Source organism: Streptomyces phaeochromogenes (assembly GCF_001418655.1).
Lineage (GTDB): Bacteria > Actinomycetota > Actinomycetes > Streptomycetales > Streptomycetaceae > Streptomyces > Streptomyces phaeochromogenes.
On record NZ_LIQZ01000026.1, the window covers coordinates 1 to 13,933 of the forward strand.

Genomic DNA, 13,933 nt, shown 5'->3' on the forward strand with positions numbered 1-13,933 from the left:
CACCCGCACCCCACCCCCAAAACCCGCGGAGCGCTTCGCACGGGGTGTGGCCGCCCAACACCTGACACCCGGTTCACCCGTTAGGCCCTTTAATAAAGGCAGGGCCCATTCGCGGGGAGTCCGGATGATCGAAACGCCGTCGCTGGTGGATCAGTACTGCCACGGCGTGCTGCGGACGGAGCTGGGTCTCGGCACCTTCGAGGCCCACCTCGCCCGGGGCGAGGGCCCGCCCGCCGCAGGGACCACGTTCTTCGACACACAGACCGGTTTCGCCGTACGCCGCTGGTGTCCGCCCCTGCTGGGCCTCGAACCCCACTGCCCGCCTGCCCGCTACCTCGCCCGACGCCGGGAACTCGGCGTCCTGGAGGCGGGGCGCAGGCTGCTGCGGGGGAGCGGGATCACGACCTATCTGGTCGACACGGGTCTGCCGGGCGATCTGACGGGGCCCGGCGAGATGGCCTCCACGGGAGCCGCGCACGCCCACGAGATCGTCCGTCTGGAGCCGCTCGCCGAGCAGGTCGCCGACACCTCGGGCACCGTCGAGTCGTTCCTCGCCAACCTCGCCGAGTCGGTGCACGGGGCGGCCGCGAGCGCCGTGGCCTTCACTTCGGTGGCGGGCTTACGCCACGGGCTGGCGCTCGCGCCCGAACCGCCCGGGCCCGGAGAGGTGCGCGGCGCGGCGGCGCGGTGGCTGGCCGGGCGCCGGGTCGGCGGCGAACTGAGCGATCCGGTGCTGCTCAGGCATCTCCTGTGGATCGCGGTCGCCTCCGGCCTGCCGCTCCAACTGCACGCGGGGCTCGGCGAGCCCGGCCTGCGCATCGACCGCAACGACCCGGTCCTGCTCACCGACTTCGCCCGCGCCACGGCCGGCCTCGGCACGGACCTGGTCCTGCTGCACGGCTACCCGTACCACCGCCACGCGGCGCATCTCGCCGGGGTCTTCCCGCATGTGTACGCCGATCTGGGCGCCGCCCTCGTCCGTACCGGGGCCCGCGCGTCCGCCGTCCTCTCCGAGATCCTGGAACTCGCCCCCTTCGGCAAGCTCCTCTTCTCCAGCGGCGCACATGGTCTGCCCGAACTTCATGTGGTCGGAGCACGTCTCTTCCGCGAGGCGCTCGCGAAGGTGCTCGGCACCTGGGTGGCCGAGGGCGCCTGGTCGCTGACCGACGCGCAGCGGGTGGCGGGGCTGATCGCGGCGGGCAACGCACGACGGGTGTACGGGGTGGAGTGAGACGGGTGTACGGAGTGGAGCGGGCTGTACAGACTGTGTATATGACACGCAGCGACGCGACCGACCGGCTCCTCGACCGTTTCCGCACCGAACTGCGCGATCTCGCCCCCGCCGCCGTGTGGGCCCATGGCTCGCTCGGCGGGGGCGACTACCGGGAGGGCATCAGCGACCTGGATCTGATCGTGGTCCTGGAGGGCCCGATCGGGGTGAGCACGCTCTGGAGGGTGGCCCGGCTGCACGCCCGCCTGCGTGCCGAACCGCTCGTCGCCAAGCTGCACTGCAGCTATCTGACGCACGACACGGTCGACGGCGCCGAGCGGCGGCACCTCACGTGGGCGCACCAGCAGCTCTTCAAACGGACGGTCACACCGGTGACCCGGCGCGAGCTGCACACCTTCGGGCTGGTCCTGGAGGGGGAGCCGCCCGGGAGTCTGCTTCCGCCGGTGACGGACGGCGAGCTGGCCGAGTTCGTCGTACGGGACCAGCGCGACTTCTGGCGACGGCAGGTGGACCGGACCGACAACTGGACGCAGGACGTCTGGGTGGACCTGGGGCTCGTCACCTACGCCCGTGCCACCGCCACGCTGAAGGACGGGCGGCTGATCACCAAGCGGGAGGCACTCGATCTGCTGCCCGGTCTCGGCGCGCCCGCCGAACTGGTCGCGGACGTCAGGCGGCGACGGTACGAGGAGCCGGGGGCACCGGCCCAGGAGTGGACGGCACCGGTCCAGGAGTGGACGGCCCGCAGGGCGGACCTGACCCGCGGCTACCTCGGCCCGGCGATCGACCGCCTGGTGGCCGCGTACGAATGACCTGCGCGTGCCTCACGTGCCGCGCGCTTCACGTGACCCGCGCGGCCGTGACGCGTCACGCGCGCGTGAGCGACGACTGTGTCGACTGGGCGGGCAGGTCCGCCACGACCTCCGGCCTCTCCCGCAGCGCCAGCAGGACGCGGAGCGTGGCGATCCACACCAGGCAGGAGCCGAACATGTGGAGGCCGACCAGGACCTCAGGAAGGTCGGTGAAGTACTGGACGTACCCGATGCCGCCCTGGGCGAGAAGCACCAGGAAGAGGTCGCGGGTGCGGTGCAGGGGCCCCTTCGGCGCGTCGACAGCCCTCAGGACGAACCACAGGGCGAAGGTCATCGTCACCACGATCCAGGCCAGCACGGCATGCAGCTTGGTGACGTTCTCCCAGTTCAGCGGGATGCGCTCGACCTCGCTCGAGTCGCCCGCGTGCGGGCCCGCGCCGGTGACGACCGTCCCCACCGCGATCAGGAGCACGGTGACGGCGACGAGGATCCACGCCATCTGCTGCACCGGCTTGCCGACCAGCGGGCGCGGGGCGTCGTCGCCCTCCCGGGTGCGCTGCCACATCACCGTGGCGACGGCGATCAGGGCGGTGGAGAGGAGGAAGTGGGCGGCGACCGTGTACGGGTTGAGGCCCACCAGGACGACGACGCCGCCGAGGACCGCGTTGCCCATGACGACCCAGAACTGCGCCCAGCCGAGCCGCGTGAGGCTGCGCCGGTAGGGCTTCTGCGAGCGCGCCGCGATGATCGCCCAGCCGACCGCGGCACACAGGACGTACGTCAGCATGCGGTTGCCGAACTCGATGACGCCGTGCACGCCCATCGCGCTCGTGGTGGTGAGCGAGTCGTCGGTGCACTTGGGCCAGGTCGGGCAGCCGAGGCCCGAGCCGGTCAGCCGGACGGCGCCTCCGGTCACCACGATCAGTACCGCCATGACGAGCGCGGCGAGGGCGGCGCGCTGGACCGTCCGAGGCGACGGAGTCCAGCGTTCGGCGATGAAGGCGAGCGGGTTGCGCACGGCTTGGGCGGCATCGGCTCGGGTCACGTTTGGCACGGGCTCCATCGTAGGGGGCCGCTTGTGCACGCTTTCACGAGCCCCCTCCCCGAGTCGGTCACCGGCCATCACCCGGTCAATCCCAATCCCACCCGGTCACTCCCAGCGGAAGAACTTCCCGGCGGCGGCGAGGCCCACGACCGCCCACACGGCGAGGATCCCGAGGTTCCCCCACGGCATCCCGGCCCCGTGCTGGAGCACGTCCCGCAGACCCTCGGACAGCGCCGAGATCGGCAGCAGGCCGAGCAGGTCCTGGGCCGCGTCTGGGAACTTGTCCAGCGGGACGATGACCCCGCCGCCGACGAGCAGCAGCAGGAAGACCAGGTTCGCGGCGGCCAGCGTGGCCTCCGCCTTGAGCGTGCCCGCCATCAGCAGACCGAGGCCCGAGAACGCCGCCGTGCCCAGGACCAGGAGCAGCAGCACGGCGAGCGGATTGCCCTCCGGCGACCAGCCGAGGGCCAGGGCGATCGCCGTCACGAGGAGCACCTGGAGGACCTCGGTGACCAGGACGGAGAGGGTCTTGGCCGTCATCAGCCCCCAGCGGGGCAGCGGCGAGGCGGCGAGCCGCTTCAGTACGCCGTACCGCCGCTCGAAGCCCGTGGCGATCGCCTGGCCCGTGAACGCCGTCGACATCACGGCGAGCGCGAGAATGCCGGGCGCGAGGAAGTCGACCGCCTTTCCCTCGCCCGTGTCGACGATGTCCACCGCGCTGAACAGCACCAGCAGCAGCGTGGGGATGATCACGGTCAGGAGCAGCTGCTCGCCGTTGCGCAGCAGCATCTTCGTCTCCAGCGCCGCCTGCGCCGCGATCATGCGGGGGAGGGGGGCGGCTCCCGGCCTCGGCGCGTACATGCCCGTGCCTTCGCCTGTGCCCTCGCCCGTGGTCCGGGCGTCCGTTCCCGCGGTCATCCGCGCAGCTCCTTACCGGTGAGTTCCAGGAAGACGTCCTCCAGGGTGTGCCGCTCCACCGAGATCTTCTCCGGCATCACCCCGTGCTGGGCGCACCAGGTGGTGACGGTCGCGAGCAGCTGCGGGTCGACCTTGCCGCCCACCCGGTACGAGCCCGGTGTCAGCTCGGCCGCCGTGCAGTCCGCCGGGAGGGCCTTGAGGAGGGAGGCCACGTCGAGGCCGGGGCGGCCGGAGAAGCGCAGGGTGTTCTCGGCGCCGCCGCGGCACAGCTCCTCGGGGGTGCCCTTCGCTATGACCCGGCCCGCGTCGATGATCGCCACGTCGTCGGCGAGCTGCTCGGCCTCGTCCATGTAGTGCGTGGTGAGGATGACCGAGACGCCGTCGGCCCGCAGATCGCGTACGAGATCCCAGGTGGCCCGGCGGGCCTGCGGGTCGAGACCCGCGGTCGGCTCGTCGAGGAAGACCAGTTCGGGGCGGCCGACCACGGCCATGGCGAGCGCGAGGCGCTGCTGCTGGCCGCCGGAGAGGCGTCGGTAGGTCGTGCGCCCGCAGCTGCCGAGGCCCAGGCGCTCCATGAGCGCGTCCACGTCCAGCGGGTGCGCGTGCAGCTTGGCCACGTGGCGGAGCATCTCGTCGGCGCGGGCGCCGGAGTAGACACCGCCGGACTGGAGCATCACGCCGATGCGGGGGCGCAGCGCGGAGGCCTCGCGCACCGGGTCGAGGCCCAGCACCCGGACCGTCCCCGAGTCCGGCTTGCGGTATCCCTCGCAGGTCTCGACGGTGGTCGTCTTGCCGGCGCCGTTGGGTCCGAGGACGGCGGTGATGCCCGCCCGGGCCACCAGATCCAGGCCGTCCACCGCGGTCTTCCTGCCGTACCGCTTCACCAGGCCATCGACCTGGACGACGGTCTCACTACGCATGGGCGGCCTCACTTCGCATGAGCGCCAAGTCTAGGGACGACCGAGCGGGACTCCGAGGGCGGGTCGAGTCACGAGCGGCGTGAGGCGGGCGCGTCATCGGTGACCCACTCCTCGCGCGAACGGTGCGTGTCCAGCCACCGCTCCGCGAACGCCACCGCGTCGGCCAAGGGGAACAGCCGGCTGTCGGCCGCGCCCACCAGACCCCGTACGACGGGACGGTCCCGTTCGAAGTCGGCGCCCAGTTCGTCGAACCGCTCCGAGCTGATCGAGACCTCGGTGACGACCTCCCAGCGGGAACCCTCGGGCGTACGGACCGGCCGGCCCACCTCGACACGCGGGGAGGGGATCCGGTATTCGGCGAGGTGGAAACTGGTGCAGGAGTCGTAGCCCGCGCCGAGCAGCAGGACGCGGGCGCCCATGGTCTCCAGGCGGGCCAGCGGGCTGCGCTCGCCGAGCCGGCAGTCCGGGGCGTGGTCCTCGACGATCTTCGCCGCGCGTGGCCCGATCGCCGCGAACGAGGTCTGCGGGTGTGCGCTGCGCAGGGCTCCCGGCCAGGTGCGTACGGTCTCCGGGACCACGCCCACCCCTCGGGTGGGCGTGATGAGCGGGTCGTACCCCGGCATCGTGGCGCGGATCGTCTCCCACCAGGCCTCGGGGACGGGCGGGGCGGTCCACAGAGCGGGGTCGGAGAGGCCGCCGGACTGGGTGGGGACCACGAGAGTGCCGTCCGGGCCGAGCGCGTCGAGCAGTCCTTCGACGACGGCGACCGCGCCCCCGTTGACCCATCCGAGGGAGCGCAGCGACGAGTGCGCGAGGAGGGTCTCGCCGGGGCGTACACCGAGCGCGCGCAGGTCCGCCGCGAGGGTGGCGCGGGTGACTAGAGGGCCGGTCGGAGGGGGTGTCGGCATGGTTCGGGAGTCTCCCCGACAACCCTGCCCCCTGCCACCGAATTGATCGATCAAAGATCATTTCCGCAGGTCAGATTAGGTTTACCTAAGTGATGCACCGCACCCCTCGTGGCGTGGACGCGGCTTGTCAGTCTCTGAGGAATTACGCAACAATGGCGTTGTGAAAAACGTTGGCGAGGCCCCGCAGGAGGAGCTCGCGACCGGTGAGCGCTCGACGCGCAACCGTGTCGCGCGGTCCATCCTGGACCACGGCCCGTCGACCGTGACCGACCTCGCGGGGCGCCTGGGCCTCACCCAGGCCGCCGTGCGAAGGCACCTCGACGCGCTCGTCTCGGACGACGTCGTGGAGGCCCGCGAGCAGCGGGTCTACGGCGCTCGTACGCGCGGGCGGCCCGCCAAGGTGTTCGCCCTGACCGACTGCGGCCGGGACGCCTTCGACCAGTCCTACGACAAGCTCGCCGCCGACGCCCTGCGCTGGATCGCGGAGCGGGAGGGCGGGGACGAGGCCGTCGTGGCCTTCGCCCGCGCCCGGATGGCCGCCCAGGCCGACACGTACCGCAAGGCCGTCGAGGCCGCCGCCCCCGAAAAGCGCGCCGAAGCGCTGGCCAAGGCCCTGAGTGCGGACGGGTACGCTGCTACGGCGCGCAGCGCACCGGTCGGCGAGCAGCTCTGCCAGCACCACTGCCCGGTCGCCCATGTCGCCGAACAGTTTCCGCAGCTCTGCGAGGCGGAGACCGAGATCTTCTCCCAGCTGCTCGGTACGCATGTCCAGCGGCTGGCCACCATCGCCCATGGCGACGGTGTATGCACCACCTTCATCCCAAAGATTTCCAAGCACGATTTTCACGGCCATGACGCATCTGCAAGTACCGCCGGGAGGAACCCCGCATGACGCTCCCCATTGAGGAGACTGCCCACCCCGAGCTCGAGGGTCTGGGTACGTACGAATACGGCTGGGCCGACTCCGACGTGGCCGGTGCCTCTGCCAAGCGCGGCATCAACGAGGACGTCGTCCGGGACATCTCCGCGAAGAAGAGCGAGCCGGAGTGGATGACCAAGCTCCGTCTCAAGGGCCTGCGCCTGTTCGACAAGAAGCCCATGCCGAACTGGGGCTCCGACCTCTCGGGCATCGACTTCGACAACATCAAGTACTTCGTGCGCTCCACGGAGAAGCAGGCGCAGTCCTGGGAGGACCTGCCCGAGGACATCAAGAGCACGTACGACAAGCTCGGCATCCCCGAGGCGGAGAAGCAGCGCCTCGTCGCCGGTGTCGCGGCCCAGTACGAGTCCGAGGTCGTCTACCACCAGATCAACGAGGAGCTGGAGGCGCAGGGTGTCATCTTCATGGACACCGACACCGCGCTGAAGGAGCACCCGGAGCTCTTCAAGGAGTACTTCGGCACCGTCATCCCGGTCGGCGACAACAAGTTCGCGTCGCTGAACTCCGCGGTGTGGTCCGGCGGCTCGTTCATCTACGTGCCGAAGGGCGTGCACGTCGAGATTCCGCTCCAGGCCTACTTCCGTATCAACACGGAGAACATGGGCCAGTTCGAGCGGACCCTGATCATCGTCGACGAGGGTGCCTACGTGCACTACGTCGAGGGCTGCACGGCCCCGATCTACAAGTCGGACTCGCTGCACTCCGCGGTCGTCGAGATCATCGTGAAGAAGGGCGGCCGCTGCCGCTACACGACCATCCAGAACTGGTCGAACAACGTGTACAACCTGGTCACCAAGCGCGCCGTGGCCTACGAGGGCGCGACCATGGAGTGGGTCGACGGCAACATCGGCTCCAAGGTCACCATGAAGTACCCGGCCGTCTACCTGATGGGCGAGCACGCCAAGGGCGAGACCCTGTCCATCGCCTTCGCGGGCGAGGGCCAGCACCAGGACGCCGGCTCCAAGATGGTCCACATGGCGCCGAACACCTCCTCCAACATCGTCTCGAAGTCCGTGGCGCGCGGTGGCGGTCGTACGTCCTACCGCGGTCTCGTCGAGATCGGCGAGGGCGCCCACGGCTCCAAGTCGAACGTGCTCTGTGACGCGCTGCTCGTCGACACCATCTCCCGCTCGGACACGTACCCGTACGTGGACGTCCGCGAGGACGACGTGTCCATGGGCCACGAGGCCACCGTCTCCAAGGTCAGTGACGACCAGCTCTTCTACCTGATGAGCCGCGGCATGACCGAGTTCGAGGCGATGGCGATGATCGTGCGCGGCTTCGTCGAGCCCATCGCGAAGGAGCTGCCCATGGAGTACGCCCTTGAGCTCAACCGGCTGATCGAGCTGCAGATGGAAGGCGCGGTCGGCTGACGCACCCTTGCGTCCAGGCAGCAGGCGGCGCGTCTCTCATGGCGAGCCGAGGATCGTAATAGAAAGCGAGCACTACGACAGCCATGGCTGAGGCTCAGAACTCCACGGTGGGGTCCTCCACCACCGCCGGATCGATCGCGGTGGCCGCCGAGTCGACCGTCGCCACGCGCATGAGCGCGCCCCCGTCCTTCGACGTGGCGGACTTCCCGGTCCCCCACGGCCGCGAGGAGGAGTGGCGGTTCACGCCGCTGGAGCGCCTGCGCGGGCTGCACGACGGCACCGCGGTCGCGACCGGCGTCGGCGTGAAGGTCGCCATCGACACGCCCGAGGGCGTCACGGTCGAGACCGTCGGCCGTGACGACGCCCGGCTCGGCAAGGCGGGCACTCCGGTGGACCGCGTCGCCGCCCAGGCGTACTCGGCCTTCGAGCAGGCCGGCGTGATCACCGTCCCCAAGGAGACGGTCCTCACCGAGCCGATCCGCGTCGCCGTGCACGGCGAGGGCGGCGTCGCCTACGGCCACCAGGTCGTGGAGCTCGGAGCCTTCGCCGAGGCCGTCGTCGTCATCGACCACACCGGTGACGCCGTGCTCGCCGCCAACGTCGACTACGTCCTCGGTGACGGCGCCAAGCTGACCGTCGTCTCCGTCCAGGACTGGGACGACAAGGCGGTCCACGTCGGCCAGCACAACGCGCTGATCGGCCGGGACGCCACCTTCAAGTCCTTCGTGGTCACCTTCGGCGGCGACCTCGTACGCCTCCACCCGCGGGTCGCCTACGCCGGCCCCGGCGGCGAGGCCGAGCTCTTCGGCCTGTACTTCACGGACGCCGGCCAGCACCAGGAGCACCGCCTCCTGGTCGACCACAACGCCCCGCACTGCAAGTCGAACGTGGCCTACAAGGGCGCGCTCCAGGGCGACGGCGCCCACGCGGTGTGGATCGGCGACGTCCTCATCGAGGCCACCGCCGAGGGCACGGACACCTACGAGATGAACCGGAACCTGGTTCTGACCGACGGCGCCCGTGTCGACTCCGTGCCGAACCTGGAGATCGAGACCGGCGAGATCGTCGGCGCCGGACACGCCTCGGCGACCGGCCGCTTCGACGACGAGCAGCTCTTCTACCTGATGGCCCGCGGTATCCCGGCCGACGAGGCCCGCCGTCTGGTGGTCCGCGGCTTCTTCGCCGAACTGGTCCAGCAGATCCGCGTCGCCGACATCCAGGAGCGCCTTCTCGCCAGGATCGACGAGGAGCTGGAGGCGTCGGTCTGATGACTGCCTCGTCGACATTCGTACGCGCCTGTGGGCTGGGCGAGCTGGAGGACGACACCCCCAAGAGGGTGGAGCTCGACGGCACGCCGGTCTCGGTCGTGAAGACCGAGGGGGAGGTGTTCGCGATCAACGACATCTGCTCGCACGCGAACGTCTCGCTCTCCGAGGGCGAGGTGGAGGACTGTCAGATCGAGTGCTGGCTGCACGGCTCCGCGTTCGACCTCCGCACCGGCAAACCGTCCGGCCTGCCCGCGACGCGCCCCGTCCCCGTATACCCCGTAAAGATCGAAGGGGACGACGTGCTCGTCTCCCTCACCCAGGAGTCCTGAGGAACCCATGGCAACGCTTGAAATCCACGACCTGCACGTCACCGTCGAGGCCGACAACGCCACGAAGGAGATCCTCAAGGGCGTCGACCTCACCGTGAAGCAGGGCGAGACCCACGCCATCATGGGCCCGAACGGCTCCGGCAAGTCGACGCTCGCCTACTCGCTCGCGGGTCACCCCAAGTACACGATCACCAGCGGCACCGTCACCCTCGACGGCGAGGACGTCCTGGAGATGTCCGTCGACGAGCGCGCCCGCGCCGGCCTGTTCCTGGCGATGCAGTACCCGGTCGAGGTCCCCGGCGTCTCGGTGTCCAACTTCCTTCGTACGTCCGCCACGGCGATCCGCGGCGAGGCCCCCAAGCTGCGCACCTGGGTGAAGGAGGTCAAGGGGGCCATGGAGCGCCTCAACATGGACCCGGCCTTCGCCGAGCGCAACGTGAACGAGGGCTTCTCCGGCGGTGAGAAGAAGCGCCACGAGATCCTTCAGCTGGAGCTGCTCAAGCCGAAGATCGCGATCCTCGACGAGACCGACTCCGGCCTGGACGTCGACGCCCTGCGCGTCGTCTCCGAGGGCGTCAACCGGGTCCGCGAGTCCGGCGAGGTCGGCACCCTGCTGATCACGCACTACACGCGCATCCTGCGCTACATCAAGCCCGACCACGTGCACGTGTTCGCGAACGGCCGCATCGCCGAGTCCGGCGGCGCCGAGCTCGCCGACCAGCTCGAGGCCGAGGGCTACGACAAGTACGTGAAGGGTGGCGCATCCGCGTGACACAGCTGCCGGGCCTCCTCGACACCGAGGCGATCCGCAAGGACTTCCCCATCCTGGACCGCACGGTCCACGACGGTCAGAAGCTCGTGTACCTGGACAACGCGGCGACCTCGCAGAAGCCGCGCCAGGTACTGGACGCCCTGAACGAGTACTACGAGCGCTACAACGCCAACGTCCACCGCGGTGTGCATGTGCTCGCGGAGGAGGCCACGGCGCTGTACGAGGGTTCGCGCGACAAGGTCGCCGCGTTCATCAACGCGCCGAGCCGCGACGAGGTGATCTTCACGAAGAACGCCTCCGAGTCGCTCAACCTCGTGGCCAACATGCTCGGCTGGGCCGACGAGCCCTACCGCGTGGATCACGAGACCGAGATCGTCATCACGGAGATGGAGCACCACTCCAACATCGTGCCGTGGCAGCTGCTGGCGCAGCGCACGGGCGCGAAGCTGAAGTGGTTCGGCCTGACCGACGACGGCCGGCTCGACCTGTCCAACATCGACGAGATCATCACCGAGAAGACGAAGATCGTCTCCTTCGTGCTTGTGTCGAACATCCTGGGCACGGTCAACCCGGTCGAGGCGATAGTGCGCCGTGCGCAGGAGGTCGGCGCGCTGGTCTGCATCGACGCCTCGCAGGCCGCCCCGCACATGCCGATGGACGTACAGGCCCTGCAGGCCGACTTCGTGGCCTTCACCGGCCACAAGATGTGCGGCCCGACCGGCATCGGCGTTCTCTGGGGCCGTCAGGAGCTCCTGGAGGACCTGCCTCCGTTCCTCGGCGGCGGCGAGATGATCGAGACCGTGTCGATGCACTCGTCGACGTACGCTCCCGCCCCGCACAAGTTCGAGGCGGGCACCCCGCCGATCGCGCAGGCGGTCGGGCTGGGCGCGGCGATCGACTACCTGAGCGCCATCGGCATGGACAAGATCCTCGCCCATGAGCACGCGCTCACCGAGTACGCGGTGAAGAGGCTCGGCGAGGTGCCGGACCTGCGCATCATCGGCCCGACGACGGCCGAGGACCGCGGCGCGGCGATCTCGTTCACGCTGGGTGACATCCACCCGCACGACGTGGGCCAGGTTCTCGACGAGCAGGGCATCGCGGTGCGCGTGGGTCACCACTGCGCGCGGCCGGTCTGCCTGCGGTACGGAATTCCTGCGACCACACGAGCGTCGTTCTATCTGTACTCCACGCCGACCGAGATCGACGCTCTGGTCGACGGCCTGGAGCACGTACGGAACTTCTTCGGCTGAGGAGCTGGCTGAGTCGTGAGGCTTGATTCGATGTACCAGGAAGTCATCCTGGACCACTACAAGCACCCGCACGGGCGCGGTCTTCGAGATGGCGACGCCGAGGTGCACCACGTCAACCCGACGTGCGGCGACGAGATCACGCTGCGCGTGAAGTACGACGGCACGAAGATCAGCGACGTCTCGTACGAGGGCCAGGGCTGCTCCATCAGCCAGGCCTCGGCCTCCGTGCTGAACGAGCTGCTCGTCGGCAAGGACCTGGCAGCGGCGCAGAAGATCCAGGAGACCTTCCTGGAGCTGATGCAGTCCAAGGGCCGTATCGAGCCGGACGACGCGATGGAGGAGATCCTTGAGGACGCGGTCGCGTTCGCGGGGGTCTCCAAGTACCCGGCCCGCGTCAAGTGCGCGTTGCTGAGCTGGATGGCCTGGAAGGACGCGACGGCCCAGGCCCTGGGCGAGGCCGACGCCGAAAGGAAGACGGCATGAGCGAGACCATCGAGATGAAACCGGCCTCGGAGGAAGAAGTCCGAGAGGCCCTGTACGACGTCGTCGACCCCGAACTGGGCATCGACGTCGTCAACCTCGGGCTGATCTACGGCATTCACATCGACGACGCGAACATCGCGACGATCGACATGACCCTGACGTCGGCGGCCTGTCCGCTCACCGACGTCATCGAGGACCAGGCCAAGTCCGCCACGGACGGCCTCGTCAACGAGCTCCGCATCAACTGGGTGTGGATGCCGCCGTGGGGCCCCGACAAGATCACGGACGACGGCCGCGACCAGCTTCGCGCGCTGGGCTTCAACGTCTGATTCCGAGTTGTACGTGTGCGGCCCCCGGCATGATGCCGGGGGCCGCGTTCGTCTGTCGTCCGGGGGAGAGCCGGGGCCGGCCGGCCCCCGCTGCCGGGGAGTCGCTCAGCTCAGGCCCTTCACGAGCCTGAACGCCGAGTCCGCCCGGTACTGGTGGTTGTTGTCGAACGGTTCGAGGCGGACCTGGAAGTCGCGGTGGCGCAGGAATCGGCCGCGGTAGTTGTACGACTCCAGCATGACCGCGTCGTTGAAGCCCGTCGGGCGGGGGCAGAACGTGGCGTCCTGCTTGAAGAGCTCGGAGCCGTTGTGGCTGTCGGCGCGGAGCCGGAACTGGTAGTGGCGCAGATAGCGGTTGTTGCCCAGGGAGAAGGACACACAGCTGGAGTCGGCGATACCGGGGACGACCTTGAAGCTGGCCTCGTCCCTGGTCTGCGACGAGCTGTGGGAGCCCACCCGGTCGAGTCGCACCGAGTCGCGCTCGATGTGCCAGTAGCGGTCGGGGTAGTTGACCGCCTGGACGGACTTCTTGGAGGACTTGGGCTTGGACGCCGGAGGCTTGGCGGAGGCGGACTTGGAGGGCCGCGGGGTCGAGTCCGGCTTCGAGCCGCCCTGCTGCTGGGCCTTGGGCGAGGCGGAACCGTCCGTGACGGCCTTGGAGGAATCGGGGGCGGCGAGGCCGCTCTTCCCACTGGGCGCCGTGGCGGGGGGCGGGCTGGGTATGAGCGGCTCGTCCGCCGAGGAGGTGGTGTTCTTGGTCTTCCCCTTCGCCGAGGTGTCCGGGTCGTCGTCGAGCACGACGACGGCTGTGACGGTGGAGGCGAGAACCGCCACGAGGAGTGCGCCCGCAAGCCAGAGCCTGCGGGTTCCGGGTACGCGTGACTCGTCCACGGTTTCGCCGGTCTCCCACACCTTCGTGGGGCGGGCGGACGGGTCGGGAGCGGACCCGGGAGTTCTTTCAGGCATGCGTGGTTCCCCCAGCGTCGCCCGAGGCGGACGCGGATCGGTCAGGTGGGTCGTGGCACAAGAGGAGGCGTGGGCCGCGGACACACGTGACGGCTGTGGCCGGGGGATCCGCGTGCGCGACGAGGGGAACATTAGTAGAACTTGTGGCCGCCGCGTAGCTTTTCTGAGAGCGGTTTCTGCCGGGAACGCCTTGGGTTCGGCGGCCAGTTGACGGTGATCGTCGGGTCCGGGGGCCGGGGGAAAGATAGTTCAAGACTTAAGGATTCGAGATCAGAGGCCCGGAGAGGGACGATCCCGGCGCCCGGGACGGGGAGTTCGGGCGCCGGGCCGCCGGCTCTTCGGGTGGAGGTGGAGATTCCTCTCCGGGGCCAACACGTTATGAAAGAAGG

At 69.5% G+C, this 13,933-nt stretch carries 15 protein-coding genes; 10 read left to right on the top strand and 5 right to left on the bottom strand.

The window, feature by feature from the left end; all coding sequences use genetic code 11:
- The first annotated feature begins 124 nt into the window (after positions 1-124).
- Positions 125-1,231: an amidohydrolase family protein gene (locus tag AOK17_RS04295; RefSeq protein WP_055610934.1), complete on the top strand. Its 1,107-nt coding sequence runs from the start codon at positions 125-127 to the stop codon at positions 1,229-1,231.
- A gap of 41 nt (positions 1,232-1,272) precedes the next feature.
- Complete coding sequence (locus AOK17_RS04300; RefSeq protein ID WP_055610935.1) at positions 1,273-2,043, top strand: nucleotidyltransferase domain-containing protein; 771 nt, start codon at positions 1,273-1,275, stop codon at positions 2,041-2,043.
- Positions 2,044-2,098: 55 nt separating this feature from the next.
- Here the strand turns inward: AOK17_RS04300 and AOK17_RS04305 are convergent, their stop codons facing one another.
- The 4 genes from AOK17_RS04305 to AOK17_RS04320 form a co-directional block, all read right to left on the bottom strand.
- Positions 2,099-3,106, bottom strand: a complete 1,008-nt coding sequence (locus tag AOK17_RS04305; RefSeq protein WP_055610936.1) for a COX15/CtaA family protein — start codon at positions 3,104-3,106, stop codon at positions 2,099-2,101.
- Between the two features lie 87 nt (positions 3,107-3,193).
- The gene (locus AOK17_RS04310) at positions 3,194-4,006 is read right to left on the bottom strand and encodes an ABC transporter permease (RefSeq protein WP_055610937.1); all 813 of its coding nucleotides are present in this window, start codon (positions 4,004-4,006) and stop codon (positions 3,194-3,196) included.
- Positions 4,003-4,926, bottom strand: a complete 924-nt coding sequence (locus tag AOK17_RS04315) for an ABC transporter ATP-binding protein (RefSeq protein WP_055610938.1) — start codon at positions 4,924-4,926, stop codon at positions 4,003-4,005. The genes AOK17_RS04310 and AOK17_RS04315 overlap by 4 nt, the downstream gene beginning before the upstream one ends.
- A gap of 68 nt (positions 4,927-4,994) precedes the next feature.
- The gene (locus tag AOK17_RS04320) at positions 4,995-5,834 is read right to left on the bottom strand and encodes an AAC(3) family N-acetyltransferase (RefSeq protein ID WP_055610939.1); all 840 of its coding nucleotides are present in this window, start codon (positions 5,832-5,834) and stop codon (positions 4,995-4,997) included.
- A 160-nt stretch (positions 5,835-5,994) separates the two neighbouring features.
- Here AOK17_RS04320 and AOK17_RS04325 point away from each other — a divergent pair, with 160 nt between their 5' ends.
- The 8 genes from AOK17_RS04325 to AOK17_RS04360 all read left to right on the top strand — a co-directional run bounded on the left by AOK17_RS04325 (position 5,995) and on the right by AOK17_RS04360 (position 12,581).
- A complete protein-coding gene (locus AOK17_RS04325; RefSeq protein ID WP_055610940.1) occupies positions 5,995-6,726 on the top strand; it encodes a helix-turn-helix transcriptional regulator in 732 nt (243 codons plus the stop codon).
- Positions 6,723-8,147 (top strand): Fe-S cluster assembly protein SufB, encoded by a 1,425-nt coding sequence (sufB, locus tag AOK17_RS04330; RefSeq protein ID WP_055610941.1) that lies wholly within the window; start codon positions 6,723-6,725, stop codon positions 8,145-8,147. The genes AOK17_RS04325 and sufB overlap by 4 nt, the downstream gene beginning before the upstream one ends.
- Before the next feature lie 83 nt (positions 8,148-8,230).
- Entirely contained in the window at positions 8,231-9,415 is a 1,185-nt protein-coding gene (gene sufD / locus AOK17_RS04335) for a Fe-S cluster assembly protein SufD (RefSeq protein ID WP_055610942.1), read from the top strand.
- A complete protein-coding gene (locus AOK17_RS04340; RefSeq protein ID WP_055610943.1) occupies positions 9,415-9,744 on the top strand; it encodes a non-heme iron oxygenase ferredoxin subunit in 330 nt (109 codons plus the stop codon). Before sufD ends, AOK17_RS04340 begins: the two co-directional genes overlap by 1 nt.
- A 7-nt stretch (positions 9,745-9,751) precedes the next feature.
- On the top strand, positions 9,752-10,516 hold the full coding sequence (gene sufC / locus AOK17_RS04345) for a Fe-S cluster assembly ATPase SufC (RefSeq protein WP_055610944.1): 765 nt from the start codon (positions 9,752-9,754) through the stop codon (positions 10,514-10,516).
- A complete protein-coding gene (locus AOK17_RS04350) occupies positions 10,513-11,769 on the top strand; it encodes a cysteine desulfurase (RefSeq protein ID WP_055610945.1) in 1,257 nt (418 codons plus the stop codon). The genes sufC and AOK17_RS04350 overlap by 4 nt, the downstream gene beginning before the upstream one ends.
- Positions 11,770-11,784: 15 nt before the next feature.
- Positions 11,785-12,252, top strand: a complete 468-nt coding sequence (sufU, locus tag AOK17_RS04355; RefSeq protein WP_055610946.1) for a Fe-S cluster assembly sulfur transfer protein SufU — start codon at positions 11,785-11,787, stop codon at positions 12,250-12,252.
- Entirely contained in the window at positions 12,249-12,581 is a 333-nt protein-coding gene (locus AOK17_RS04360; protein WP_055610947.1) for a metal-sulfur cluster assembly factor, read from the top strand. Before sufU ends, AOK17_RS04360 begins: the two co-directional genes overlap by 4 nt.
- A gap of 105 nt (positions 12,582-12,686) precedes the next feature.
- Here the strand turns inward: AOK17_RS04360 and AOK17_RS04365 are convergent, their stop codons facing one another.
- The gene (locus tag AOK17_RS04365) at positions 12,687-13,544 is read right to left on the bottom strand and encodes an AbfB domain-containing protein (RefSeq protein WP_055610948.1); all 858 of its coding nucleotides are present in this window, start codon (positions 13,542-13,544) and stop codon (positions 12,687-12,689) included.
- Positions 13,545-13,933: the final 389 nt, after the last annotated feature.

What these genes read in the sequence shown, in the direction of transcription:
- AOK17_RS04295 (WP_055610934.1), top strand. Translation starts at nt 125, where the DNA reads ATGATCGAAACGCCGTCGCTGGTGGATCAGTACTGCCACGGCGTGCTG.
- AOK17_RS04300 (WP_055610935.1), top strand. Translation starts at nt 1,273, where the DNA reads ATGACACGCAGCGACGCGACCGACCGGCTCCTCGACCGTTTCCGCACC.
- AOK17_RS04305 (WP_055610936.1), bottom strand. Translation starts at nt 3,106, where the DNA reads ATGGAGCCCGTGCCAAACGTGACCCGAGCCGATGCCGCCCAAGCCGTG.
- AOK17_RS04310 (WP_055610937.1), bottom strand. Translation starts at nt 4,006, where the DNA reads ATGACCGCGGGAACGGACGCCCGGACCACGGGCGAGGGCACAGGCGAA.
- AOK17_RS04315 (WP_055610938.1), bottom strand. Translation starts at nt 4,926, where the DNA reads ATGCGTAGTGAGACCGTCGTCCAGGTCGATGGCCTGGTGAAGCGGTAC.
- AOK17_RS04320 (WP_055610939.1), bottom strand. Translation starts at nt 5,834, where the DNA reads ATGCCGACACCCCCTCCGACCGGCCCTCTAGTCACCCGCGCCACCCTC.
- sufB (WP_055610941.1), top strand. Translation starts at nt 6,723, where the DNA reads ATGACGCTCCCCATTGAGGAGACTGCCCACCCCGAGCTCGAGGGTCTG.
- sufD (WP_055610942.1), top strand. Translation starts at nt 8,231, where the DNA reads ATGGCTGAGGCTCAGAACTCCACGGTGGGGTCCTCCACCACCGCCGGA.
- AOK17_RS04340 (WP_055610943.1), top strand. Translation starts at nt 9,415, where the DNA reads ATGACTGCCTCGTCGACATTCGTACGCGCCTGTGGGCTGGGCGAGCTG.
- sufC (WP_055610944.1), top strand. Translation starts at nt 9,752, where the DNA reads ATGGCAACGCTTGAAATCCACGACCTGCACGTCACCGTCGAGGCCGAC.
- AOK17_RS04360 (WP_055610947.1), top strand. Translation starts at nt 12,249, where the DNA reads ATGAGCGAGACCATCGAGATGAAACCGGCCTCGGAGGAAGAAGTCCGA.
- AOK17_RS04365 (WP_055610948.1), bottom strand. Translation starts at nt 13,544, where the DNA reads ATGCCTGAAAGAACTCCCGGGTCCGCTCCCGACCCGTCCGCCCGCCCC.